Genomic DNA, 24,956 nt, shown 5'->3' on the forward strand with positions numbered 1-24,956 from the left:
CGGGGTTCCGGCCTCTGCCGGCACACGGACAGGGAACGGGCCCGGTGGATCGTTGCGCAGCGGTCCCCCCTTTGGGGGGCGTGTCACTCGTCGGCTCGCGCCAGCCACGCGGCCAGACTCAGCGCGCCGCTCGCCGCGGTCTCGGCGCACATGCTCTTGCGCATCAGCTCGAGCGCCCAGTCGAGATGCTCGGTCCGCTCGCTCGCCACCGCATCCTCGGGTACCCACAGGTCGTAGTCGCGCATATGCGCGTCGGCGGCGGTGAAGAGCACGCAGATGTCGGCGGCGACCCCGGTGAGGATCAGCCGGCGCACCCCGAGTTGCGGCAGCAGCACAGGCAGGTTGGTCGCGTAGAAGCCGGAGAACTGGGGCTTCACCACGAAATAGTCGCGGTCGCGTGGGCGCAGCGCGTCGATCAGCGCGGTGCCGCGGCTCCCCGCGCGGCGGCAATGGTCGACGATGCTCGACCGCTCCGAATGCCACTGGCCGAAATTGTCGTTGACGTAGATCACCGGTACCTCGGCCGCGTCGGCACGGTCGCGCAGCGTGCGGATGCGCTGCGCGGCCGCCTCGGCCGCTGGCGCGAGCTGTTCGCCGCCGTCGAAATCGAGGTCGTTGATCATGTCGATGATCAGCAGCGCCGAGGCGCCCGGCGTCGGCTCGGTGGCGTCAGCCATGCCGGACTCCCTCGGCCAGCGCTGGGCTGACGCGCAGCGGCGGCGCCAGCGGGACCGAGAGCGCGCGCACCGCCGCGACGATCTGGTACGAGGCGAAGGGCGAGAGCAGGCACGGCCGCGCGGCCAGATGCGGCGGCGGCGTCATCCCGGCCTCGCCGATCAGCAGCAGCGGCACCGCCATATCCTCCAGCGAGTCGAGCAGCGGTAGCGCGGCACCATCCCCCAGCCGCAGGTTGACGATCGCCGCGGCGGGTCGCTCGCGGAGGTTGGCGAGCAACGCCAGTCCCTCGACCACCGCGCGCACCGGTCCGAGCAGCTGTGCCCCGGCGTCGTGCAGCGCGTGGCGCAGGTAATCGGCGCGGAAGGGCTCGGCCTCGGCGAGCAGGATCAGCGGCCGCGCGGGCGGGGAAGCGTCCGGAAACATGCGCGCAACCTGACATGCGCACCGCGTCCGTGCGTTGATCTGCGTGGGTTCCTGTCGATTTCGCGACATCAGCGCCTTGCGCACCGCGGTGAGCCGCTGTCATCACGGTCGCAGGGACAGGGGAGAGGGAATGATCCGCACCGCACGCCGGCTCGCTGCCGCCGCGCTGCTGTTCGCCGCACCGGCGCAGGCGATCGACGCCGAGCGGGTCGCGCGCGAGCGCTACGGCAACGACGCGCCCTGGTACCAGCAGCGCATTCCCCTCTTCGAGTCGGCGGACTCCCGGCTCGACTCGGTCTACTACTACCGCTGGCAGCTGTACCGCGCGCACCAGCGTGACCTCGGCGAGCGCGGCTACATCTCGACCGAGTTCCTCGACGATGTGCCGTGGCAGCTCGAGCCCTGGGCCAGCCTCAACGACGCCACCGGCTTCCACCTCGGCGAGGGGCGCTGGCTGCACGACCGGCGCTACGCCGACGATTATATCGCGCACATGTACACCGGCGGGAACGACCGCCACTTCACCGATTACATGGCCGACGCCGTGTGGCGCCGGTATCTCGTCGACGGCGATCGCGCGGCGGCGACGCGTCATCTCGCGGCGATGCGACGGCTGTACGACGCCTGGGACGATCACCGCGACCGGGCCAGGCGGCTCTACTGGGTAGAGCCGCTGCTCGACGCGACCGAGTACACGATCGCCTCGATCGACGCCTCGGGCGGCACGGACGGGTTCCGCGGCGGCGATGCGTTCCGTCCCTCGATCAACAGCTATATGTTCGCCAACGCGCGCGCCCTGTCGCAGCTGTACGCGCTGGCGGGCGACCGGACCGCCAGCGCCGACTTCGCCGCGCGCGCCGCGACGATCAAGGCGTTGGTGCAGCGTGACCTGTGGAGCCCCACGCTCGGCCACTTCGTCGACCGCTACAAGGTCAGCAATCGCTACGTCCGCTACTGGGCGCCGGTCCGCGGGCGCGAACTGGTCGGCTACGTGCCGTGGACGTTCGACCTACCCGACGACAGTGCGCGCTTCGCCGCCGCCTGGCGCCACGTCCTGTCACCCGACGAGCTCGGCGGCGCCGCGGGACCGCGCACCGTCGAGCCGAGCTACGCTCATTATATGCGCCAGTATCGCTACGAGGGGAACGCGCCCGAGTGTCAGTGGAACGGGCCGAGCTGGCCGTTCCAGACGACGCAGCTGCTGCTCGGCATGGCCAACCTGCTCGACCATTACGACCAGACGGTGGTGACCCGCTCGGACTATCTGCGGCTCCTCCGGCAATATGCCGCGCTGCACTACCAGGGTGACCGGCTCGACCTGGAGGAGGACTATCATCCCGACACCGGGCGGCCGATCGTCGGGCTCGCGCGCAGCCATCATTATTTCCACTCGGGCTTCGTCGACCTCGTGCTCGGCGGTCTGGTCGGGATCCGTGCGCAGGCGGACGACACGGTCGTCGTCAACCCGCTGCTGCCCGCCGTCGGCGACCCGCAGGCGCTTGCCTGGTTCCGCGCGCAGGACGTGCCCTACCACGGCCACCGCCTGAGCGTGACGTGGGACGTCGACGGGCGCCACTACGGCGAGCGCGGGTTGACGGTGGAGCTCGACGGCCGCCGCGTGGCGCATCGCGCCTCGGCCGGACGGCTGACGGTGGCGGTATCGCGCGCCGCGCCCGCGCCGGTCGCGCGCCCGATCGACCGAGCGGTTCAGCTCGTCCGAGGGCAGTTCCCCAGGCCCTCGGCGTCGAGCGGCACCGCGGCGGAGAACCTCCACGACGCGGTCGACGGGCGCGTGTGGTTCTTCCCCGAACTGCCCAACGGCTGGTCCTCCGACGGCGGCGGCGCGCAGTGGTTCGCGGTCGATCTCGGTCGGCCGACCCGACTCGAGCGGGCCGAGCTCGCCTTCTTCGCCGACGGTGCGCAGGTCGCCGCGCCGCGCAGCTACAAGGTGCAGGCCTGGGATGGCGCGCGCTGGCGCGACGTGGCGGTGCGCGGCACCGCGCCGCTGGCGAACGGCATCACCCACGCGATATGGCAGCCGCTGACCACCAGCCGCGTCCGCGTGCTGTTCGACGTGCCGGCGGCCCATACGATGCGACTGGCAGAGATCAAATTGTTCTGACCGCGTCCCGAGGTTGCGCCGACGCAGGAGCACGGCGCCTATAATCTGACAATTCGCTTTCCTTTATCGGATCGCCTGTGCCATCGCTCTGACAAGACGGGCGGAACGCCCTGCAGGGAGAGAGACATGAGCAAGCTGGCCATCATCGTCGCGGCGCTCGCTGGCGCGGCGACCTGCCCGCTGGCGGCGGCACAGACCGCTCCCGCCGCACCCGCGGGCAAGGTCTACACCAGCGATCTCGTCACGCGCTGGGGCCGCGCCGTCACCCCGGACAACGCCTGGCGCAGCTATCCGCGCCCGCAGATGAAGCGCGCCAAATGGCTCAACCTCAACGGACAGTGGGACTATGCGGTTCGCCCCAAGGCGGCGCCGCAGCCGGCGAAGATGGACGGCAAGATCCTCGTCCCGTTCGCGGTCGAGTCGCGCCTGTCGGGCGTGGCGCGTTCAGTCACGCCCGACGACCGGCTGTGGTACAAACGTCGCTTCGCGGTGCCCGCCGATTGGCAGGGACAGCGCGTGCTGCTCCACTTCGGCGCGGTCGACTATGAGGCCAGCATCATGGTCAACGGCAGCCTCGTCGGCTCACATCGCGGCGGATCGGACGCCTTCAGCCTCGACGTCACCGACTATCTCAAGCCCGGCGACAACGAATTGGTGGTGCAGGTCACCGATCCGACCTCGACCGGCGCGCAGCCGCGCGGCAAGCAGGTGCTCAAGCCCAACAGCATCTGGTACACGCCCGTCACCGGCATCTGGCAGACCGTGTGGCTCGAGCCCGTGCCCGCGCTCCACGTCGAGGACATGAAGATCACCCCCGACATCGACCGCGGCACGCTCTCGGTCGACGTCGCGCTCAACCATAGCGCCGCGGACGATGACGCGGTGCGGATCACCGCCTCGCAGAAGGGCCGCACGGTGGCGTCCGCGTTGGTGCGCGGCAATCGCCCCGCCACGCTGGCGATCCCCGACGCGCATCTGTGGTCGCCCGACGATCCGTTCCTCTACGATCTCAAGGTCGAGCTGGTGAAGGTGCGCAGCCCGTACACCGGGCCAGACAACAGCCCGCATCGCCAGCGCGGTGACTCGATCCTCACCGCGCAGGAGGCGGCGCTCTATCGCAGCGCGGCGGTGCAGGGCGGCGCGCGCGACACGGTCGACGGCTATTTCGCGATGCGCAAGAGCTCGATCGGTGCGGGCGCCCTACCTGGCCAGCCGGTGATGATGCTCAACAACAGGCCGCTCTTCCAGAACGGCACGCTCGACCAGGGCTGGTGGCCCGACGGGCTGCTCACACCGCCATCGGAGGAGGCGATCCGGTTCGAGATCGACTATCTCAAGAAGTCGGGCTTCAACATGCTGCGCAAGCACATCAAGGTCGAGCCGGCGCAATATTACTACGAGGCCGATCGGATGGGCATCCTGATCTGGCAGGACATGCCCTCGGGCGAGGAAGACGAGAGCCTCGATCAGTTCGTCCGCCCCTCGTCGCAGGGCGAGGCGCTGATGCCGCAGGAGACCACCGACGCGTTCGAATATGAGCTCACGCGGATGATCAGCGACCTGCGCAACCATCCCTCGATCGTGACCTGGGTGGTCAACAACGAGGGCTGGGGACAGTATGCCTCGACGCGGCTCGCCAAGATGGTCCACGAGCTCGATCCCAGCCGGCTCGTCAACAAGGTATCGGGCTGGCTCGACACCGGCGACGCGGGCTCCGACCTGTACGACATCCACACCTACGAGGACGTGCCCAAGGCGCCGACGCACCAGACGCACCGCGCGATCGTCATCGGAGAGTTCGGTGGCATCGGCCTGCCCGTGCCGGGGCATCTGTGGTTCCCCGCGCGCAACAACTGGGGCTATCAGACCGCGAAGGACAAGGCCGACTATCAGGCGCGCTACCAGCGCAAGTACGACGAGGTGATCCGCCAGGCGCGCGAGCTCGGGCTGAGCGCGGCGGTCTACACCCAGACCACCGACGTCGAAGGCGAGATCAACGGCCTGCTCACCTACGATCGCGCCGAGAGCAAGCTGCCGCCGGCCACGTTCGCGCGCATTCACGCGCCGCTGCACGACGCCGCGCCGGGATCGGGGAAATAGGGCTGAGATCCTTCTCCACGAGGAGAGAGTCTCCGCCGACGGCGTCAGCGGCGTCCGCTCTTGCGTAGCAGCGCCGCCCAGCGGCGCCAGCCGGTCGGGCGGTGGAAGGTGTCGAGCCCGCGGTCGTCGAGCGCGCGGACGAGGTCGCGGGTGAGCGAGCGCAGCTGGCGTTCGTTCACCACCAGGCTGACCCGCTCGTAGTCCTGACGCCGCACGGCCTCGGCCGAGTGCGCCAGCTGGAGCGTCACCACGAAGCCGTGACGCGTGCGGTCACGTTTCCAACCGACCAGGATCGCGGGCGCATCGGTCATCATCTCACCCCCGGTGACGCCCCCGAACGGACGCATCCATCGGGCGGGATGCTGGACGCGCCGCTCGCGCGAGGCAAGGTGGAAGCGGCGCGCGCCGCCGCCGCGTCCGACGATCCGGTGGCGTGGACGCCAGCTCCGGTCGATCGGGCCCGTCGTACGCCTGTGGGAGGTGGCGAGCCGAGGCGAACCGATCCTGCCTCCCCGGCGAGTGGATCGTGGCGGGCGCCGCGCCGAGGCGTGACACTGACACGTGACCTGTGCAGCAGCGCGGGCTATAACGTTGGCGGCGGTCGTGACCGGACCATCGGTCAGGAACGTGACACGGGGCGGGGGCCGTAGCTGACGCCGCGACTGACGTTCGGTCGCGACAGCGTCGGATCCTTGATGGGCGGGCAGGATGACCAATCACGCGACGCACTGGCGCACGACGGAGGACAGGATGACCCAGGGGGCCGATCAGGTGCCGTCGCGCGAAGGCGAGGAGCAGCGCGCCGCACCGCGCGAACGCACGCTCTACGCGCTCGGTCGCCTCATCGTCGCGGGGCAGCAGCACGTCTGCACCGTGCGCAACCTCGGGCCGGGCGGCGCCGGGATCGAGCTGGACACCCCGCCCGCGCTCGGCACCGCGGTCACGATCGAGACGCGCGGGCTGATCGCGCGCGCCGCCACGGTGCGATGGGTGCGCGAGCCGATGGTGGGGCTCACCTTCGACGAGCCGCTCGGCGACGAGACGCTGCGCGCGGTCGCCGCCACGCCGCGAAGCCCGCGCTTCGGCTACGACGGTCCGGTCGAGCTCGTCAGCGGCGCGCGGCTCACCGAGCATCGTGCGATCGATCTGGGGCTCGGCGGCGTGCGCATCGCCGGTGCGCCGCCGCCCGATGCCGGCAGCGCGATCGAGGTGGTGATCGACGCCGAACTGGTGGTGCGCGGCAAGCTCGCCTGGACCGGTGAAGGGGCCTTCGCGATCGAGTTCGCCGCGCCGCTCAGCGTTCGGCAGCTCGCCGGCGCGATCGCGCGGCTCGAGGCGACGCTCGACCGCTGAGCGGCGCGCCGACCCGCGCGAATCGCCACGTCGGGTCGAAGGGCGCGGCGCTCGCCCGGCACCGCGCCCGGGTCTCAGTCCGCCAGCGGCGCGACGTCGACGCTGACGTCCATCGCCTGCGCGCCCGAGCCGAGCACGACGCCGTCCACCGGCGCGATCTCGGCGTAGTCGCGCCCGATCGCGACCACGACATGGTCGCTCGCCATCCAGATGCCGTTGGTGGGATCGAGCCCGATCCAGCCGCGCGCGGGGCCGCACCACAGCAACACCCAGGCGTGCGTGGCGTCGGCGCCGACCAGCCGCTCCTGCCCGGGCGGGGGCAGCGTGCGGATGTAGCCCGAGGCATAGGCCGCGGGCAGACCGGCGGCGCGCAGTCCGGTGATCATCACCTGCGCGAAATCCTGGCACACGCCGCGGCGCTGGCGGAACGCCTCGTGCGGGGGCGTGTCGACCAAGGTGGCGGCGGGATCGAAGACGAAGTCGCGCTGGATCCGCCGCGCCAGCGCGATCCCGGCCTCCAGCGCGTTGCGCCCGGGTGCGAGATCGGCGCGGCAATAATCCGCGATGGCGGGATCGAGCGGGATCAGCGGCGAGGGGAAGAGATAGGCCGCCGGCCCGGCCGCGGAGAGGTCGTTCGAGGCGCGCGCCAGCGCCGCCACCTCGGCGAGCGACGGGTCGTCCGCCTGCGGCACGGGCACGGTGCGATCGATCGTCACGCGCGCGCGGCTCTCGATCGTCAGCGAGCGCACCGGCTCCTCGATCACCAGCCGCGCGACATGCGCCAGCCCCGCCTCGGCGCGCGCCGGCTGGACACGCCCGGCCGGCGCGACCGTCAGCGCGTAGGATTCGACCCGCTGCCCCGGCCAGTCGATCGGGCGCAGCCGCAGGTTGCAGCGCGCGAACTTGACCGCGTTGCCATAGTCGAAGCGGGTGACGTGGACGATGTCGTAGCGCATGGCGTGTCCCGCGTCGGCGGCGAGCGGCGCGGGCGCGAGCACGTCGCTCATGCCAGCGTCAGCCCGCCCGCGCGCAGCGGCTCGGCGCCCTGCAGGAAGTAGCGGCGCGCCACCGCGTCGGACAGCCGCCCGAGCCGCTGCTCGACCGCGAGCAGCAACTCGCCCGTCAGCGTCGCGGCCTGCTCGGGCGCGACCATCGCGTAGAGCTCGGTCGCCTCGATCTGCTGCGCCTCGGCCATGCCGTCGTCCTCCAGCACCGGCAGCCGCGCGAGATGGTCGCGGATCGCCTCCACCTGGAAAGCGAGCGCGCGCGGGTTGCCGGGGTCGAGCACCACCAGGTCGAGCACGGGCACGCGCGCGATCCCGGTGAGATAGCGCTGGCGGTAGCTGATCTGGCTGTCGCCGAGGTCGAGCAGCGTCGAGAGGTCGTCGAGCGAGGCGCCGGTCGCGCCGAACACGCGCGCGGCGCGCGCGATCGCCTGCGCGCGTTCGATGCGACGCCCGAGGTCGTGGAAGCGCCACGCCGCGGTCCGCCCCATATGCTCGGCCGAGAGCCCCGCGATCGCGGCGTAGCGGCGCTGGAGCGAGCCGGCGCGGTCGAGCAGCCCGCGGTGGGTGGGGAAGGGGGCGTCGAGCAGCCGGATCATGTCCGCGGAGAGCCGGTCGCGCGAGCCGCCCGCGATCCGCTGCGCGTGCGCGTTGATCGCGGCGACCGACTGCCACCCGTCGGCGCGCGCCTCCATCGCGGTGCGCGCGAACTGGGTGAGGTCGGCGCGGCGCAGCGACGGCGGCGCGGGGGCGGCGCCCGCGCCGACCAGCTCGTTGACCAATTTGCCGACCGTCGCGGTGCCGAGCGCGGCGCCGGCGTCGGCGTCGATCGAGTTGCCCAGCATGACGCGGATCACCGCGAGCATCGCCTCGCCGCGCTCGAGGTAGCGGCCGAGCCAGAAGAAATTGTCCGCGACCCGGCTCGGCAGCGTGCCCGGGTTGCGGCGCACGTGGAGCGTGTCGATCGCGGGCAGCAGCGACACCTTCGCGACCGGATCGCGGCCGTGGACGCAGACGTCGGCGGACCAGCTGCCCTCGCCCATCACCGCCGCGCGCGGGTCCGGGTGGGCGCCGATCCGGGCGAAGCCGCCGGGCATCACCTGCCAGCGCCCGTCGCGGTCGCGCGCGGCGAAGACGCGCAGCGTGAAGGGGCGCGGCTCCATCCGGTCGGCGATCACCACCGGCATGGTCGAGAGGCGGACGATCTCCTGCCCGACATAGTCCTGCGGCCGCGCCGCCATCGCCCGCAGCAGCGCGGCACGCTGCGCCTCGGAGAGGTCGGCGCCCGCCACCGGCGCCTCGCCGGGCAGGCCGAGCGTGCGCGCGCCGAAGGCGGAGGAGAGCAGCAGCGAGGGCAACTCGGCGGCGACGTGCTGCGCCTCGCGATCCTGGCCGCACCACCAGGTGGCGATGTTGGGCAGGATCAGGTCAGCGCCGGTGAGGCGGGTGGCGAGCTGGGGCAGGAAAGCGCCGAACGCGGCGCTCTCCAGCACGCCGGCGCCGGGCGCGTTGGCGAGCACCACGTTGCCCGCCGCCCAGGAGTCGATGAGGCCGGGCACGCCGATGCGCGAGTGCGAGTCGAAGGCGAGCGGGTCGAGCAGCCGCGGATCGAGCCGCCGCCACAACGCGTCGACCCGCTTGAGCCCGCCGATCGTGCGGACGTAGAGCCGGTCCTCGAGCGCGGCCAGATCGTCGCCCTCGACCAGCAGCAGCCCGAGGTAGCGCGCGAGATGCGCCTGCTCGGGGTAGCTGGGATTGTAGCGGCCGGGGGTGAGCAGACCGATCCGCGGGTCGCTGCGTCGGCACGCGGCGGCGAGCCCGTCGCGGAAGGCGGCGAAGAAGGGCGCGTGGCGGCGCACGTTGAGCCGGCCCTGCAATCCGCCGAGCGTGCGGCTCACCGCGAGCCGGTTCTCCAGCGCATAGCCCGCGCCGGTGGGCGCGCGCAGCTGGTCGGCGAGCACGCGCCACTCGCCCGACGGCCCACGCCCGAGGTCGACCGCGACGAAGCGGAGGTGATAGCCGCCCGGCGGCGCCAGGCCGACGAGCGGGCGGAGGAAATAGGGGCTGCCGGTGACGAGCGTGGCGGGCAGGTGGCCGCGCTCGACCAGCTGCGCCGCGCCGTACAGGTCCTGGAGGATCGTCTCGAGCAGGTCGGCGCGCTGGGCGACGCCGCGCTCGATCCGCGTCCACTCCCCGGCGTCGAGCAGCAGCGGGATCGGGCTGACCGGCCAGGGCCGCTCGCTGTCCTCGCCGATGATGCGGAAGCCGGTGCCGATGTCGGCGGCGTGGCGCTGCACGCGCTCGCGCGCGTGGCCGAGGTCGTCGCCCGCGAGGGCGGCGAGTTCCTCGAGCATCGCCAGCGCCGCGGCGGCATCGCCCGCGCGCATCGCGTCGTCCGCGCCGCCGGCGTAATCGTCGAGCCAGCGGCGGGCGTTGGTCCCGGCATCGAACAGGGCAGGCTGGGTCGCCACTCGGTCCTCCGTGCGCGGGCAGGGGCGACCCTAGGCGATGCCGCGGTGCAGTGCAAAGCCGCGGCGCGATGATTCAGCGCGCGACCGGCGGCGCGGCATAAGCAAGCACCGCGCCGGTATAGCGCTCCACCACCGCGCTGATCGGCGCGCCGTCGGGGAGGAGCAGCACGGCGCGGTTCTCGATCACCGTGTCGGCGACGTCGATCTCGGCGCGGCGCGGCCAGCGCCAGGAGGGTAGCGCCTCCCAGCGTCGCGGCAGCGGTGACCACAGGTGCCGGCTCGACAGCGTGTAGCGCCGGAAACGGAGCGGCTGCGCGGCGCGGCCGAACGGCGTGTCGCCGGTGTCGAGCTGGCGGTTGATGTCGGGCGTGAGCCGCGCCGGAACGTACCAGTTGTCGGCGTCGGACAGGACGTGCTGCCCGCAGCGCAGCCGGACGTGGCGGTAGCCGACCCGCTCGGTGGCGGAGACCTTGAGCAGGGCGCGGATCTCGGGCGGGGCGGGGCGCTCGTCGCCGCGGATCCGCTCGGCTCTGATCTTGGGATCGGCGGCCATCCGATGCTCGGCGCACCAATCGTCGAGCACCGACGTGGCGCTGTCGCTGGACGCGAGCCGGTCGCTCAGCGCGTGGAGCGCGGCGTCGGCGGCGAGCCGTCCCTGCACCGTGCCGACCCAGCTGGGCGGGAGCGTCGCGGCGGCAGCGGACGCGTCGGGGGGGAGGGGAGCGAGAAGCGACATGGCGTCATTGTAGCGGCGGCGCGAGAACCCGTCAGGGTCTCCGATCCCCCCGTGTCGGGGAGAAGTCAGCCGCCACCTCCTCACACCTCGGGCAGTACCTGGTCCGCCACCCCCCAGCCCTTGAGCGAGCGGCCGTTGGCGCGCGCGATCAGTTCGGCCGCATCGCCGACGTGCCAGCGCGCCGCGGTGTCGAGGTCGCGCAGCTCGGTCCAGGATACCGGCGCGGCCACGGGCGCGCCGGCGCGCGCGCGCGCGGCATAGGGCATGATCGCCGTCGCGCCGCGCTGGTTGCGCAGATAGTCGATGAAAATCCGGCCTTTGCGCTTTGCCTTGCTCATGTTGGCGACGAAGCGCTCGGGCTCTGCCTGCGCCAGCGCGCGCGCGAACCGCTCGGCGAAGTCGCGCACCGCGGGCCATTCCGCCGCGGGCGTCAGCGGCACCACGACGTGGACGCCCTTGCCGCCCGACAGCAGCGGGAAGCTCGTCAGGCCGAGCTCGGCGAGCTGCTCCTTGAGGTGCTCGGCGGCACGCTTGGTGTCGGCGAAGTCGAGGTCCTCGTCGGGGTCGAGGTCGAACACCATGCGGTCGGGCCGCTCCAGCGCCGCGACGGAGGAGCCCCAGCCGTGGAACTCGATCGTGCCCATCTGGACGCAGGCGACGAGGCCGTCGGCCGAGTCGACGTAGAGGTAGTTCTCGGTCGAACCGTCCTTCTCGCGGATCGGCACCTGGTGGACGGTGTCGCCGAACGAGCCCGCGTCGTGCTTCTGGAAGAAACAGTGTTTGGCGCGACCCTGCGGGCAGCGCACGAGGCTGACCGGGCGATGGCCGACCCAGGGCAACATGATGCCGGCGACGGCGAGATAGTAGTCGGCGAGGTCGCCCTTGGTCACGTCGCTCTCGGGAAAGATGACGCGGTCGCGGCTGGAGACCTTGATCGACGTGGTCGGCGCCGCGGCGACCTTCGGCGCGGGCGCGGGCCGCTCCACCACCACCTCGGCGGCGCTCTTGTCGCCGCGCAGCCCGAGGAAGCTGGGGTGGCGCAGCACGCCCTCGGGGGTGGTCTCGGTGAAGGCGATCTCGGCGACGAGCTTCGGGCTGACCCAGCGCGCGCCGCGTACCGCCGCGCGCGGCGCCGCGACCGTCGGCGTCTTGCGCTCGAGCGTCTCTAGCTTGGCGGTCAGCTCCTCGATCAGCGCGCCCGAGAAGCCGGTGCCGACCTTGCCGGCGTAGCGCAACGCGCCGCCCTCGTTGACCCCGAGCAGCAGCGAGCGGAAGCCACGGCGCTTTTCCGAGGGCGTCCAGCCGACGATGACGAACTCCTGCCGGCGCGTGCATTTCACCTTGAGCCACGCCTGCGTGCGCTTGCCGCGATAGGGCGCGTCGGCCTTCTTCGAGACGACACCCTCGAAACCCTCGCGGCACATCGTCTCGAACAACTGTTCGCCCGCCCCGGTGACGTGCTCGGCGAACTGGAGCCGCGCCTCGCCCGCGCCGACCAGCGCGCGCAGCCGCTCCTTGCGCTGGACGTTGGCGAGTCCGCGCAGGTCCTCGCCGTCCTGTTCGAGCAGGTCGAAGGCGAAGAAGGTCATCGCGCCGCCGCCCGAGATCGCGTCCTTGAGCGTCGAGAAATCGGGACGGCCGTCCTTGAAGGCGACGATCTCGCCGTCGATCAGCGCGCTGCCCACCGGGAGCGCGCCCGCGGCCGCGGCGACGCCGGCGAACTTGTCGGTCCAGTCCAGGCCGTTGCGCGTGTAGACCTTGGCCTGCCCGTCGGCGACCGCGACCAGCGCGCGATAGCCGTCGTATTTCACCTCGTGGATCCAGTCGCTGCCGCTCGGCACCGAGTCGACCAAGGTACAGAGTTGCGGCGGCTCATAAGCGGGCAGGGCTGCCTTGCGCGTGCGTCTGGCCGGCTTCGCCCTGACAGGCTTCGCTGTCGCCGCGGCGTCCTCGTGCGGCGGCGCGCCCTCGGCGATCTCCTGCATCGTGCGGCCGGTGGCGACGCTGGTCAGCGCGGTCTCGACCAGCGTGTCGGTACCGCCGGCATGAGCGTCGTCGATCTTGCGCAGCAGCCAGTTCTCGTTCTTCTCCTTGCCACGCGGGCGCAGCCGGATGAGCAGCCACTCGCCCTTCATCCGCTCGCCGTCGAGCACGAAGTGGAGGTGGCCCTTGTCGAGGTCGCGCGCGCTCTTGCCCGCGATCGGCGACCAGGTGCCGCGGTCCCACAGCATCACCGTGCCGCCGCCATATTCGCCCTTCGGGATCGTCCCCTCGAACGTGGCATAGGAGAGCGGATGATCCTCGGTGCGCACCGCGAGCCTTTTCTCGTCGGGATCGAGGCTCGGGCCGCGCGTGACCGCCCAGCTCTTGAGCACGCCGTCGAGCTCGAGGCGGAAGTCCCAGTGCAGGCGCGTGGCGTCGTGCTTCTGCACCATGAAGCTGTTGCCGTTACCCGGTGCCAGCGTGCCGGCGGGCTCGGCTGTGCGGCTGAAGTCGCGCTTGGCGTTGTAGCGCGCGAGCGGGTCGGCGGGGGAGGCGGCAGCGGCGGCTGGGGTACCCTGGTCTTTCTTCCTCGTCACGCGACCTTCTCCGCACCGTCGCCCCTCGTGTTCGCCACGACCGCCGTGAGCCCGGACCTGGTCCCGGGTCCACCGCGCGGCGTACTCAGAAGGGGATGCTCGCGCGGACGGGTGAATCCCGGACCAAGTCCGGGATGACGGAGGAGTAGAGCGACCCTCACGCGCTTTTCTTGGCCGCGGGCTTGCGCGCCGCCGGCTTCTTCGCCGGCGCGCGCTTCGCCGCCGGCTTGGCCGCGGCCTTGCTCGTGCCGGCGTTCTCGTTGGCCGCGCCGCGCGAGCCCTCCATCGACTTCTTCAGCGCCGCCATGAGATCGACCACGTTCGAGCCCGAGCGCGCGCTGCCTTCCTCCTTGTCCTCGATGATCTTGCGCCCGTGCGCCTTGCGTTTGCGCTCGATCAGTCCGCGCAGCGCGTCGACGTAGCGGTCGTGGAAGTCCTGCGGGTCGAAGGCGCCGCTCTTCTTCTCGATCAGTGCCTCGGCGAGGTCGAGCAGCTCGGGGTCGGGCTTCTCGTCGGGGATGTCGCGGAAATAGCCCTGCGCTTTGTTGACCTCGTCGGCGTAGCGCAATGTTTCGAGCACCATGCCGCGCCCGCACGGCTTCAGGCTGACGACATATTCGCGCCCGCGCATCGCCAGCTGGCCCAGCCCGACCTTCTTGGTCCGCCGCAGCGCCTCGCGCAGGACGATGAACGCCTCCTCGGCGAGATCGTCGGCGGGGACGACGAAATAGGGCTTCTCGTAGTAGAGCACGTCGATGTCGCTGGCGTCGACGAACTGGGTGAGCTCCAGCGTCTTCTTCGACTCGAGCTTGACCGCGTCGATCTCGTCCTGCTCCAGCAGGACGTACTCGCCCTTCTCCACCTCGAAGCCCTTCACGATCTCGTCGGTGTCGACCGGACCCATGCCCGGCACCACCTTCTCATATTTGATCCGCTTGCCCGAGGGTTCATGGATCTGGTGGAAGCTGACCTGCGCGCCCGACTTGGTCGCCGAGTAGATCTCCACCGGGATCGACACCAGCGCGAGCCGGATCTGTCCCTGCCAATATGCCCGCGCGGCCATGTCGCTTCCCTTGTTCCGGAGGCGATTCAATCATTTGCTGGCAGACGGGTTCCCTCATCCTGCGCCACGCCCGATCGGGCGTGGAAATCACGGCCCATTTCGCCTAGATGCGCGGCATGGCCGACGATCCGATCGCGCTCTTCGACCGCTGGCTCGCCGAGGCGGAACAGAGCGAACCCAACGACCCCAACGCGATGGCGCTCGCCACCGCGGACGCCGACGGGCGACCGTCGGCGCGCATGGTGCTGCTCAAGGGGCACGGCCCCGACGGCTTCGTGTTCTACACCAACCGCGGCAGCCGCAAGGCGGAGGAGATCGGCGCCAACGCACAGGCCTCGCTGCTCTTCCACTGGAAGTCGCTGCGCCGTCAGGTGCGCGTCACCGGCGCGGTGACTCGCGTCAGCGACGCCGAGAGCGACGCCTATTTCGCCACGCGCGGCCGGGATTCGCAGCTCGGCGCCTGGGCCTCGGACCAGTCGCGCCCGCTCGACTCACGCGCCACCTTCGAGGCGCGCGTCGAGGCGATGCGCGCGCGCTTCGACGGCCAGGACGTGCCGCGCCCCCCGTTCTGGGGCGGCCATCGCGTCGCCGCGGAGGAGATCGAGTTCTGGCAGGACCGCGCGCACCGGCTGCACGAGCGCCGGCTGTTCACCCGAGCGGGCGACGGCTGGAACGAGGGGCTGCTGTTCCCATGACCAACGAGGAACGCCGCCGCGCCATCCCGTTGGCGATGCGCGCCGCGCTCGCCAGCGTGGCGATGGCCACCTCGCTGCTGGTGGTGAAGGGCTATGCCGCCTGGCACACCGGCTCGGTCGCGATGCTGGGCAGCCTGGCGGACACCGGGCTCGACCTGCTCGCCAGCCTCGTCACCTTGTACGGCGTCAAGCTCGCCGCCGAGCCCGCCGATCATGACCACCGCTTCGGTCACGGCAAGGCCGAGGCGCTCGCGGCGCTGTTCCAGGTGGTGCTGATCACCGCCTCGGCGATCGGCATCGCGGTGCGCGCGATCCAGCGCTTCTCCGCACCCGCCGCCAACGAGGACGCGGGGCTGGGCATCGGCGTCTCGGTGCTCGCCATCCTCGCCACCTTCGCGCTGCTCGCCTATCAGCGCAGCGTGATCCGGCGCACCGGCTCGGTCGCGATCCTGGCGGACAACGTCCATTACCAGTCCGACGTGCTGCTCAACGTGGCGGTGATCGCCGCTCTGGTGCTCGATCAATATGTCGGCCTGTCGGGGGCGGACCCGGTGTTCGGCATCGCCATCGCGCTGTGGCTCGCCTGGGGCGCGTTCCAGGCGTCGAGCCAGGCGATCGACATGCTGATGGACAAGGAATGGCCCGAGGACCAGCGCGCCGCCTTCATGGAGGTGGCCGCGCGCCAGCCCGGCATCCGCGGCATCCACGATTTCCGCACGCGCCGCGCCGGGAGCCACGATTTCGCGCAGTTCCACATGGAGGTCGATCCGAGCCTGACCGTGCGCGACGCGCATGACATCGTCGAGCGGGTGGAGGTGGCGCTGCGCCAGACCTTCCCGCGCGTGGAGACGCTGATCCATCTCGACCCCGAGGGCCACGTCGACACCGACAATCCGCTGGTCGAGGCAGATGTCACGCCGCACTGGTTCGGCAAGCGAGTAGGTTATTGATGCGCATCCCCTTCGCCCAGATCGACGCCTTCGCCGACGCCGCCTTCGCGGGCAATCCGGCGGCGGTGATGCCGCTGACGAGTTGGCCCGAGGACCGGCTGCTCCAGCAGATCGCGGAGGAGAACAACCTCAGCGAGACCGCCTTCCTCGTCCCGGACGCGAGCGGCGACAGCGATTTCGAGCTGCGCTGGTTCACCCCGGCCGCGGAGGTGGCGCTGTGCGGCCATGCCACGCTGGCGAGCGGCCATTTCGTGCTCTCGTCGGACGGTGACCGCGACTCGGTGCGCTTCCGCACGCGCCAGGCAGGCGTGCTCGAGGTCGCCCGCGCGGAAGGCGCGGTGGGGGCGAGCTACGCGATGGCGCTGCCGGCGTGGAAGCCGGCACCGCGCGCGCTACCCGAGATCGTCGCGGCGCTCGGCGTCGATGCGGTCGAGACCCTGTGGCACGAGAAGGGCTATGCGCTCGTGATCGTGGCCGACGAAGCGGCGGTGCGCGCCGCTGCGCCGGACGGTCGCGCGATCAAGGCGCTCGGACCGTTCGTTCATATCGTCGCCGCGCGCGGCGAGACCGCCGACGTGGTAAGTCGAGTCTTCACCGACTTTTTCGACATCCCCGAGGACCCGGTGACCGGTTCCGCGCACGCCGTGATGGTGCCCTTCTGGGCCGAGCGACTCGGCCGCGACACGTTCGGCGCGTACCAGGCGAGCGCGCGCGGCGGGCGGGTCGGCTGCCGCCTCGACGGCGACCGGGTGATCCTGCGCGGCGACTGCGTCACCGTGATCGAGGGCACGTTCCTCCTCCCCTGACCTCGTCCTACAATGAGGACCGTGGCCCGCCTGTCCCGCGCGGAAGGCTGTTCCGCGCGTGGCCGCGGCGCCGTTCGCCTACGTGGGTCACCCGCCGCATCTACCCTATTGTTTTCCGATCGGAGCAGTGTAGATTGGCGGTGACGGCGCGAGGCGCCGCCTAATTGAAGGGGATCGGAGTTGATGAAGAAGATCGTCGCCGGTGTGACCGGGATGAGCCTGGCGCTGGCGCTCGCCGCCTGCGGTTCGAAGACCAGCAACGACACCGCCGCCAACGACACGCTGGCGAATGAGACGGTGCTCAACGAGGAACTGCCCGCGGACGCCAACTTCGGCTCGGTCGGCAACGGCGCCGACCTGGGTGCGCTGCCCGCCAACGCGACGGGCGAGAACGTGAGCGCCACCGCAGGCAACACGCTCTGATCCGAGCTTCGGCGCCCGACCCGCGGCGCCGCACGAGACCGTCTAGTGCTCCCTAGACCAACCTCCGCCCGGCGCGTCCCCGCGCCGGGCGCTTGTTGTCGGGGCTGATCGTCCGTGGCCGCGTCCGGCTGCGCCAGCGTGGCGTCGCTCGGCGCTTGCTCCCACGGCCGCGGCTGAGTACCGCCGGGTGAGTTCCGCAGTCCGGGATCGAGCGTGTCATCCGTCGAGCCACCACGCCCGCACCGCGCGGCCCATGTGCTTCCGCGGCTGATCTATCTCTGGCGCTTCGGCCGGCTCCCCGATCTCGCGGCGCCGCGTCGCTTCAGCGAACTGGTTTACGCGCGCAAGCTGTTCGAACGCGACCCGCGCTGGCCCGCGCTCGCCGACAAGGTGGCCGTGAAGGCGCATGTCGCCGCGGTGCTCGGTGACCCGTGGGTGATCCCGACTTTGTGGCACGGCACCGCGCTGCCCGAGGCGCCGCCTTGGCCGCGCCCCTTCGTGCTCAAATCCTCGCACGCGAGCCAGCAGAGCGTGTTCGTCCGCGTCGGCGAGCCGCTCGACTGGGCGGCGGTGCGTCGGCGCGCCGCGCGCTGGCTGCGCCGCCCCTATGCGCCCCTGCTCCACGAGTGGCTCTACTCGGAGATCGCGCCGCAGCTGTTGGTCGAGCCGCTGATCGGCTGCGGCCGCGTGCTACCCGTCGACTATAAGTTCTTCGTCTTCGGTGGACGGGTCGAGTTCATCCAGGTCGACCTGGACCGCGAGCACCGCCATCGGCGAGTCATGTTCGATCGCGCGTGGCGGCGGCTCGACCTGGCCTTCGAGTTCCCCGCCGACCCGCGTTCGGTGGCGCCGCCGGCATCGCTCGAGCGGATGATCGCGGCGGCGGAGACGCTCGGCGCGCCGCACGATTTCGCGCGAGTCGACCTCTATGACGTCGACGGGCAGCCGTATTTCGGCGAGTTCACGCTCTATCCCGGATCCGGGCTGGACCGCTTTCGCCCGGGCATCTGGGACCTGCACTTCGGCTCCTACTGGGCCGAGCAGCGTCCCCGCGTCCGCTCAGGCGGCCAAACGGTACGGCTCGTTCACCGGGCGGGGCGCAGCGAGCGGCGTGCTGATCGGCACCACGGCGCGCGCGCGCTCGGCGCGGCGATGGCTGAGGATAAGATAGACGAGCGAGAACATGGCTGACCCTCATGGCTTATGCTGCGCCGCAGCACTAACCGTGATCTGGTCAACGAGAGGTAAGCGCGCAAATGCAAGCTGTTGATTCGCCGTTGCAGGGCGTGCAACCGCCGTCATCAGCGCCGGCAGTGCGAGCGGCAGACCGGCGAGCCACACGGGCGCGAGCAGCAGTCCCCAATAGGCGTTGTCGGGCCGGCCGACCAGCAGCGCGGGCACCAGCCAGGCGACCAATGCCAGCGTGACTCGCCGCGCATGGCCGCCCAGTGCGCTCGCCCAGCCGTACAGGGCGAGCGGCACCAGCAGCGTGGCGGCGGCGGGGGCGAGCGCGAGCGGCGTGGTCGCGCGCGCCATCGCCAGGTCGAATGCCCAGCCACCCGCGCGTATCCAGCCCTGCGACGAGGGATCATCCGGGCGCAGCACCGTCGCCACGGCGGCGGCATGCGCGGCGAGCGCGAGCGCGGCCACGGCCATCGCGGAGGTCCAGCCCAGCGCCTCGCCGCGGCGCCGCTCGAGCGCGGCGGCGAGCGCCATCGCCGCCAGATAGGGAAGGGCGAGTTCGCGCACCAGCGCGGCGGCCAGCCCGACCAGCATGGCAAGGCGCCAGCGGCGATCGTCGCGCAGCGCGAGCGACAGCGCGACCAGCAGCCCCGCCCAGCACTCCGGCCAGAGCGCGACGACGGGGTTGGCGAGCGGCAGCGTCGAGGCTGCGGCGATCGCGCTCGCACTTCCCCAGAGCGCGCGCGAGCGGACCGCGGCGCGCAGCCGGTAAGCCGTGGCCACCGCGACGGCGAGCGCGAGCGCGCGCAGCCACTGCAGCGCCGCCTCGGCCCCGACCAGGCGATAGAACCAGGCGCGCGTCGGCATGCGCACCGCCACGAAGGGGCGGAGCGGGAAGTCGCGCGCGCGATGCTCGGCGGCGGCGGCGGGGTAATAGCGCTGGCCGGCGGCGAGGCGACCGTCGATCGCACGGTACAGCGCGGCGTCACCGCGCGCCGCGGAGGCGGCGGGGCGCGGGAGGGGCGGGGCAGGGGAGAGCAGGCCGATCGCGACGAGCGACAACGTCGCCGCCAGTAGCAGCCGCGCGACGGCGCGGCGCGCCGGTGCCGGCGTGGGGGGAAGTGACGGTGCGGCGGACACCGCCTCTCCTTGCAGGCCGAGCGGTTAACGCGCCGTCAAGCCCTTCGCCGATCAGCAGGCGGCCGCGCGCAAGTGGAAACGATAGAGCCATAGCAGCAGCGTGGCGCCGCTCAGCAGCAGGCTCATCCGCGAACGTGGACGGCGCCAGGCGCAGAGCAGCAGCGCCACCACCGGCACCAGCGTGAGAACGGCGAGCAGCGGTCGGGCGGGGTCGCGGGCTCCCAGCACCGCACAGGAAGGTGCTGCCGCCAAATCGTCACCGCCGCCGATCCACTCGAGCGGGCTGGTCGACAGCATCACGATCGACAGCGCCGCCGCCAGCGTCGACAGCGCGAGCACGAGCCGCTTGGTACGGGCGGGCTGGCGTCGCGCGCGGTGGCGCCGGCGGCGCGGCGTCGGCGGTGCAGGTGGCGGTGACTCGTCGTCGGGATCAGGCGGCGCCTGTCGTGCCGCTTGGCCGCGCCGCACCGGCATGGATCAGCAGGCGTCGATCAGCGCGCGCAGCGCCGGATCACGCGCCTCGAATAGGTCGAACAGCCCGAGCGCGCGGAGCACCGGTACGGCCGCGGCGATCGTGCCGGTCAGCAGCGTGCGCTCCGCCGGCGCGATGTCCGGCTCCACCCAGCGGCGGGTGTCGCGGAGGAACGCCGCGACCGTTCCCTCCCGCGCGCCGAGCCGATCCCGGTCGGCGCGGTCCACGCCGTCGGCGAGCACATCCTCGGCGTGCGCCGGGCGGGGCGGTTGGTGGGTCACGCGCGGGCTCCTCGAGGGTAACCCTCTCATCCTAGGACGCTCCGGGGCCGGGCAGCCGCGACGGGGCGTAAAAAAGAAGCCGCCGCCCGGCACGCCGGGCGGCGGCTTGATCAGGTCACCGGGCGACGCGCGGCGCGGCCCTGAGCGCCTCACTCCTCGTTGAGATACTCGCCCGCGTCGGCGTCGGAACCGGTGCCCGAGGGCACCACCGCCGCCAGCGGATCGCTGCCGGTGCCGGCGTCGTCGCGCGGGCTGCGCGCGACCTCGGCGGCGCGGGTCTGCGACGCGGTGCCGGCCGAGCCCGCCGCGATCATCGCCTCCTGCAGCTTGCGCTGCTGGACGCGCAGCGCGGCGTCACGCGACGAGGCCGCCACGCGCAGGCGGTTCATGCCCGCGCCGGTGCCCGCCGGGATCAGCCGGCCGACGATCACGTTCTCCTTCAGGCCCATCAGCGTGTCCTGCTTGCCCTGGACCGCCGCCTCGGTGAGGACGCGGGTGGTCTCCTGGAACGACGCCGCCGAGATGAAGCTGCGGGTCTGCAGCGACGCCTTGGTGATGCCCAGCAGGATCGGCTTGCCCGCGGCGCGCGCCTGGCCGTCCTCCAGCTTCTCGTTGATCGCGTCCATCTCCTCGCGGTCGACCTGCTCACCGACGAGCAGCGTGGTGTCGCCGCTCTCGGTGATCTCGACCTTCTGGAGCATCTGGCGGACGATCGTCTCGATGTGCTTGTCGTTGATCTTCACGCCCTGGAGACGATAGACCTCCTGGATCTCCGACACGAGATATTCCGCCAGCGGCTCGATGCCGAGCACCTCGAGGATGTCGTGCGGGTCGGGGCTGCCGCCGATCAGGTTGTCGCCACGCTTGACGTAGTCGCCTTCCTGAACGTCGATCACCTTCGACTTGGGCACGAGATACTCGACGACCTCGCCGCCGTCCTCGGGCTGGATGCCGATCTTGCGCTTCGCCTTGTAGTCCTTGCCGAACACGACACGGCCCGAGACCTTGGCGATGATCGCGTTCTCCTTGGGCTTGCGCGCCTCGAACAGCTCGGCGACGCGCGGCAGACCGCCGGTGATGTCGCGCGTCTTGGCGGACTCGCGCGCCACACGGGCGAGCACGTCGCCCGCCTGCACCGTCGCATTGTCCTCCACCGACAGCACCGCGCCCGGCGCCAGCAGGTAGCGCGCCGCCTCGCCCGAGCCCTCGTCGAGCAGGGTCATGCGCGGGCGCAGATCCTCCTTCGACTTGGTGGTCGCGCGATACTCGGTCACCACGCGCTGCGCGATACCGGTCGCCTCGTCGACCTGCTCGGTGAGCGTCTTGCCCTCGATCAGGTCCTGGAACTTCACGGTACCGCCGGTCTCCGTGATCACCGGCATGGTGAACGGATCCCACTCGGCCATGCGGTCGCCCTTGGAGACGATGTGGCCGTCGTCGAACATCACGTACGCGCCGTACGGGATCTTGTGGACCGCCAGCTCGCGCCCGTCCATGTCGACGATCGCGATCTCGGCCGAGCGGCTCAGCACGACGCGACGGCCGCGCTGGTCCTCGATCACGCGCACGTCGCGGAACTCGACCGTGCCGTCGACCGGCGCCTCGAGGTTCGACTGCTCGTTGAGCTGCGCCGCGCCGCCGATGTGGAAGGTCCGCATCGTCAGCTGCGTGCCCGGCTCGCCGATCGACTGCGCCGCGATCACACCGACCGCCTCGCCGATGTTGACCGGCGTGCCGCGCGCGAGGTCACGCCCGTAGCACTTGCCGCAGACGCCGACCTTGCTCTCGCAGACCAGCGGCGAGCGGATCTTCATCGACGGGATGCCCAGCGCCTCGATCTGCGCGACCATCGGCTCGTCGAGCAACGTGCCGATCGGGATCGCCACCTTGCCCGTCTTGGCGTCGACCACGTCCTCGGCCGTGGTGCGGCCGAGGATGCGCTCGCCGAGCGACGCGATCGTCGAGCCGCCCTGCACGATCGCCTTCATCTCGAGCGCGCGCTCGGTGCCGCAATCCTCCTCGATGATGACGCAGTCCTGCGACACGTCGACGAGGCGGCGGGTGAGATATCCCGAGTTGGCGGTCTTCAACGCGGTGTCCGCGAGGCCCTTACGGGCGCCGTGGGTCGAGTTGAAGTATTCGAGGACGGTCAGGCCTTCCTTGAAGTTCGAGATGATCGGCGTCTCGATGATCTCGCCCGACGGCTTGGCCATGAGGCCGCGCATACCCGCGAGCTGCTTGATCTGCGCCTGCGAGCCACGCGCACCCGAGTGCGCCATCATGTAGATCGAGTTGATCGGCTTCTCGCGGCCCGTCTCCGGGTCGACCTTCACCGCCTTGATCTCGTTCATCATCGAGGCTGCCACCTGGTCGCCGCAGCGGCTCCAGGCGTCGATCACCTTGTTGTACTTCTCCTGCTGCGTGATTAGGCCGTCCTGATACTGCTGCTCATAGTCCTTCACCTGGTCACGCGTCTCGTCGACCAGCTGCTCCTTGTCGCCCGGGATGATCATGTCATCCTTGCCGAACGAGATGCCGGCGCGGAACGCGTGGCGGAAGCCGAGCGCCATGATCGCGTCGGCGAACAGCACGGTCTCCTTCTGGCCGGTGTGGCGGTACACCTCGTCGATGACGTCGCCGACGTCCTTCTTGGTCAGCAGCCGGTTGACGACGTCGAAGGGCACCTTGTGGCTCTTCGGCAGCGTCTCGCCCAGCAGCATGCGGCCCGGGGTGGTCTCGAAGCGCTTGAGATACTGCTTACCGTTCTCGTCGGTCTGCGGCACGCGGCTGATGATCTTCGAGTGGAGCGTCACCGCGCCGGCGTAGAGCGCCTGGTGCACCTCGGCCATGTCGCCGAGCAGCATGCCCTCGCCGGGCTCGCCCTGCTTCTCCATCGACAGGTAATAGAGGCCCAGCACCATGTCCTGCGAGGGCACGATGATCGGTTTGCCGTTGGCCGGGCTGAGGATGTTGTTGGTCGACATCATCAGCACGCGCGCTTCCAGCTGCGCTTCGAGCGACAGCGGGACGTGCACGGCCATCTGGTCGCCGTCGAAGTCGGCGTTGAACGCGGAGCAGACCAGCGGGTGGAGCTGGATCGCCTTGCCCTCGATCAGCACCGGCTCGAACGCCTGGATCCCGAGCCGGTGGAGCGTCGGCGCGCGGTTGAGCAGCACCGGATGCTCGCGGATCACCTCGTCCAGGATATCCCAGACTTCCTTGCGCTCCTTCTCGACCCACTTCTTCGCCTGCTTCAGGGTCATGGACAGACCCTTGGCGTCGAGGCGCGCGTAGATGAACGGCTTGAACAGCTCGAGCGCCATCTTCTTGGGCAGGCCGCACTGGTGCAGCTTCAGCTCCGGACCGGTCACGATCACCGAGCGGCCCGAATAGTCGACGCGCTTGCCGAGCAGGTTCTGGCGGAAGCGACCCTGCTTGCCCTTGAGCATGTCGGACAGCGACTTCAGCGGACGCTTGTTGGCGCCCGTGATCGTGCGGCCGCGACGGCCGTTGTCGAACAAAGCGTCGACCGCTTCCTGCAGCATGCGCTTCTCGTTGCGCACGATGATGTCGGGCGCGCGCAGCTCCATCAGCCGCTTCAGCCGGTTGTTGCGGTTGATGACGCGGCGGTACAGGTCGTTGAGGTCCGACGTGGCGAAGCGGCCGCCGTCGAGCGGCACCAGCGGACGCAGCTCGGGCGGGATCACCGGGATCACCTCGAGGATCATCCACTCGGGCCGGTTGCCCGACTCGAGGAAGCTCTCGACGACCTTGAGCCGCTTGATGATCTTCTTGGGCTTCAGCTCGGACTTGGTGGTCGCCAGCTCTTCGAGCAGCGCGACCTTCTCACCCTCGAGGTCGAGGCTCTCGAGCATGATGCGGACGGCCTCGGCGCCGATGCCGGCCGAGAAGGCGTCCTCGCCATACTCGTCCTGCGCCTCGAGCAGCTCGTCCTCGGTGAGCAGCTGGTACTTCTCGAGCGGGGTCAGGCCCGGCTCGATCACGATATACGCCTCGAAGTACAGCACGCGCTCGAGCTGCTTGAGCTGCATGTCGAGCAACAGGCCGATGCGCGACGGCAGCGACTTCAGGAACCAGATGTGCGCGACCGGGGCGGCCAGCTCGATATGGCCCATGCGCTCGCGGCGGACCTTCGAGACGGTCACCTCGACGCCGCACTTCTCGCAGACGATGCCCTTGTACTTCATGCGCTTGTACTTGCCGCACAGGCACTCATAGTCCTTGATCGGACCGAAGATGCGCGCGCAGAACAGGCCGTCACGCTCGGGCTTGAATGTGCGATAGTTGATCGTCTCGGGCTTCTTGATCTCGCCGAACGACCAGCTGCGGATCTTATCCGGCGAGGCGATCCCGATCTGGATCTGGTCGAACGTCTCCGGCTTGGCGAGCGGATTGGCGAAATTGGTCAGTTCGTTCATCTCTTCACTCCTTAGCCCCTCCGCCTTCAGGGGAGGGGT

The 24,956-nt window shown here is 70.8% G+C and carries 20 protein-coding genes; 8 read left to right on the forward strand and 12 right to left on the reverse strand.

The window, feature by feature from the left end:
* Positions 1 to 83: 83 nt before the first annotated feature.
* Both FHY05_RS09235 and FHY05_RS09240 read right to left on the reverse strand, forming a co-directional pair.
* Positions 84 to 677 carry a cysteine hydrolase family protein gene (locus FHY05_RS09235; RefSeq protein ID WP_183944107.1) on the reverse strand — a complete coding sequence of 198 codons (594 nt, stop codon included), beginning with the start codon at positions 675 to 677 and terminating at the stop codon, positions 84 to 86.
* Positions 670 to 1,101: a hypothetical protein gene (locus FHY05_RS09240; protein ID WP_183944108.1), complete on the reverse strand. Its 432-nt coding sequence runs from the start codon at positions 1,099 to 1,101 to the stop codon at positions 670 to 672. Before FHY05_RS09240 ends, FHY05_RS09235 begins: the two co-directional genes overlap by 8 nt.
* Before the next feature lie 130 nt (positions 1,102 to 1,231).
* On the opposite strand from FHY05_RS09240, the gene FHY05_RS09245 reads away from it, so the two are divergent.
* Together FHY05_RS09245 and FHY05_RS09250 are read left to right on the forward strand one after the other, a co-directional pair.
* Positions 1,232 to 3,223 (forward strand): MGH1-like glycoside hydrolase domain-containing protein, encoded by a 1,992-nt coding sequence (locus FHY05_RS09245; RefSeq protein WP_183944109.1) that lies wholly within the window; start codon positions 1,232 to 1,234, stop codon positions 3,221 to 3,223.
* 126 nt (positions 3,224 to 3,349) lie between these two features.
* Positions 3,350 to 5,323: a glycoside hydrolase family 2 protein gene (locus tag FHY05_RS09250; RefSeq protein ID WP_183944110.1), complete on the forward strand. Its 1,974-nt coding sequence runs from the start codon at positions 3,350 to 3,352 to the stop codon at positions 5,321 to 5,323.
* 44 nt (positions 5,324 to 5,367) lie between these two features.
* Here the strand turns inward: FHY05_RS09250 and FHY05_RS09255 are convergent, their stop codons facing one another.
* Positions 5,368 to 5,670 carry a hypothetical protein gene (locus tag FHY05_RS09255; protein ID WP_183944111.1) on the reverse strand — a complete coding sequence of 101 codons (303 nt, stop codon included), beginning with the start codon at positions 5,668 to 5,670 and terminating at the stop codon, positions 5,368 to 5,370.
* Positions 5,671 to 6,073: 403 nt separating this feature from the next.
* Here FHY05_RS09255 and FHY05_RS09260 point away from each other — a divergent pair, with 403 nt between their 5' ends.
* Entirely contained in the window at positions 6,074 to 6,676 is a 603-nt protein-coding gene (locus FHY05_RS09260) for a PilZ domain-containing protein (RefSeq protein WP_183944112.1), read from the forward strand.
* A gap of 74 nt (positions 6,677 to 6,750) precedes the next feature.
* Here FHY05_RS09260 and FHY05_RS09265 read toward each other — a convergent pair whose 3' ends face one another.
* The 5 genes from FHY05_RS09265 to FHY05_RS09285 all read right to left on the reverse strand — a co-directional run bounded on the left by FHY05_RS09265 (position 6,751) and on the right by FHY05_RS09285 (position 14,529).
* Positions 6,751 to 7,632 (reverse strand): transglutaminase family protein, encoded by an 882-nt coding sequence (locus FHY05_RS09265; RefSeq protein ID WP_183944334.1) that lies wholly within the window; start codon positions 7,630 to 7,632, stop codon positions 6,751 to 6,753.
* 47 nt (positions 7,633 to 7,679) lie between these two features.
* Positions 7,680 to 10,151 (reverse strand): circularly permuted type 2 ATP-grasp protein, encoded by a 2,472-nt coding sequence (locus FHY05_RS09270; RefSeq protein ID WP_311732427.1) that lies wholly within the window; start codon positions 10,149 to 10,151, stop codon positions 7,680 to 7,682.
* A gap of 73 nt (positions 10,152 to 10,224) precedes the next feature.
* Positions 10,225 to 10,887: a hypothetical protein gene (locus tag FHY05_RS09275; protein WP_183944113.1), complete on the reverse strand. Its 663-nt coding sequence runs from the start codon at positions 10,885 to 10,887 to the stop codon at positions 10,225 to 10,227.
* A gap of 80 nt (positions 10,888 to 10,967) precedes the next feature.
* Positions 10,968 to 13,466 (reverse strand): DNA ligase D, encoded by a 2,499-nt coding sequence (gene ligD / locus FHY05_RS09280; protein WP_183944114.1) that lies wholly within the window; start codon positions 13,464 to 13,466, stop codon positions 10,968 to 10,970.
* A gap of 157 nt (positions 13,467 to 13,623) precedes the next feature.
* On the reverse strand, positions 13,624 to 14,529 hold the full coding sequence (locus FHY05_RS09285) for a Ku protein (RefSeq protein ID WP_183944115.1): 906 nt from the start codon (positions 14,527 to 14,529) through the stop codon (positions 13,624 to 13,626).
* 116 nt (positions 14,530 to 14,645) lie between these two features.
* On the opposite strand from FHY05_RS09285, the gene pdxH reads away from it, so the two are divergent.
* The 5 genes from pdxH to FHY05_RS09310 all read left to right on the forward strand — a co-directional run bounded on the left by pdxH (position 14,646) and on the right by FHY05_RS09310 (position 18,594).
* Positions 14,646 to 15,224, forward strand: coding sequence for a pyridoxamine 5'-phosphate oxidase (gene pdxH, locus FHY05_RS09290; protein WP_183944116.1), 579 nt, complete (start codon positions 14,646 to 14,648; stop codon positions 15,222 to 15,224).
* Positions 15,221 to 16,174: a cation diffusion facilitator family transporter gene (locus tag FHY05_RS09295; protein ID WP_183944117.1), complete on the forward strand. Its 954-nt coding sequence runs from the start codon at positions 15,221 to 15,223 to the stop codon at positions 16,172 to 16,174. The genes pdxH and FHY05_RS09295 overlap by 4 nt, the downstream gene beginning before the upstream one ends.
* Positions 16,174 to 16,980 (forward strand): PhzF family phenazine biosynthesis protein, encoded by an 807-nt coding sequence (locus tag FHY05_RS09300; RefSeq protein ID WP_183944118.1) that lies wholly within the window; start codon positions 16,174 to 16,176, stop codon positions 16,978 to 16,980. The genes FHY05_RS09295 and FHY05_RS09300 overlap by 1 nt, the downstream gene beginning before the upstream one ends.
* A 183-nt stretch (positions 16,981 to 17,163) precedes the next feature.
* Complete coding sequence (locus FHY05_RS09305) at positions 17,164 to 17,403, forward strand: hypothetical protein (RefSeq protein ID WP_183944119.1); 240 nt, start codon at positions 17,164 to 17,166, stop codon at positions 17,401 to 17,403.
* 255 nt (positions 17,404 to 17,658) lie between these two features.
* The gene (locus FHY05_RS09310; RefSeq protein ID WP_183944120.1) at positions 17,659 to 18,594 is read left to right on the forward strand and encodes an ATP-grasp fold amidoligase family protein; all 936 of its coding nucleotides are present in this window, start codon (positions 17,659 to 17,661) and stop codon (positions 18,592 to 18,594) included.
* A 3-nt stretch (positions 18,595 to 18,597) separates the two neighbouring features.
* Here the strand turns inward: FHY05_RS09310 and FHY05_RS09315 are convergent, their stop codons facing one another.
* From FHY05_RS09315 to rpoC, 4 genes are all read right to left on the reverse strand, one after another.
* The gene (locus tag FHY05_RS09315; RefSeq protein ID WP_183944121.1) at positions 18,598 to 19,725 is read right to left on the reverse strand and encodes a hypothetical protein; all 1,128 of its coding nucleotides are present in this window, start codon (positions 19,723 to 19,725) and stop codon (positions 18,598 to 18,600) included.
* A 51-nt stretch (positions 19,726 to 19,776) separates the two neighbouring features.
* The gene (locus FHY05_RS09320) at positions 19,777 to 20,064 is read right to left on the reverse strand and encodes a hypothetical protein (RefSeq protein WP_183944122.1); all 288 of its coding nucleotides are present in this window, start codon (positions 20,062 to 20,064) and stop codon (positions 19,777 to 19,779) included.
* 138 nt (positions 20,065 to 20,202) lie between these two features.
* On the reverse strand, positions 20,203 to 20,478 hold the full coding sequence (locus FHY05_RS09325) for a hypothetical protein (RefSeq protein ID WP_183944123.1): 276 nt from the start codon (positions 20,476 to 20,478) through the stop codon (positions 20,203 to 20,205).
* 149 nt (positions 20,479 to 20,627) lie between these two features.
* On the reverse strand, positions 20,628 to 24,917 hold the full coding sequence (rpoC, locus tag FHY05_RS09330) for a DNA-directed RNA polymerase subunit beta' (protein WP_183944124.1): 4,290 nt from the start codon (positions 24,915 to 24,917) through the stop codon (positions 20,628 to 20,630).
* Positions 24,918 to 24,956 lie beyond the last annotated feature (39 nt).

This window comes from Sphingomonas sp. BK580, from assembly GCF_014194975.1.
In the GTDB taxonomy this organism is placed as follows: Bacteria; Pseudomonadota; Alphaproteobacteria; order Sphingomonadales; family Sphingomonadaceae; genus Sphingomonas.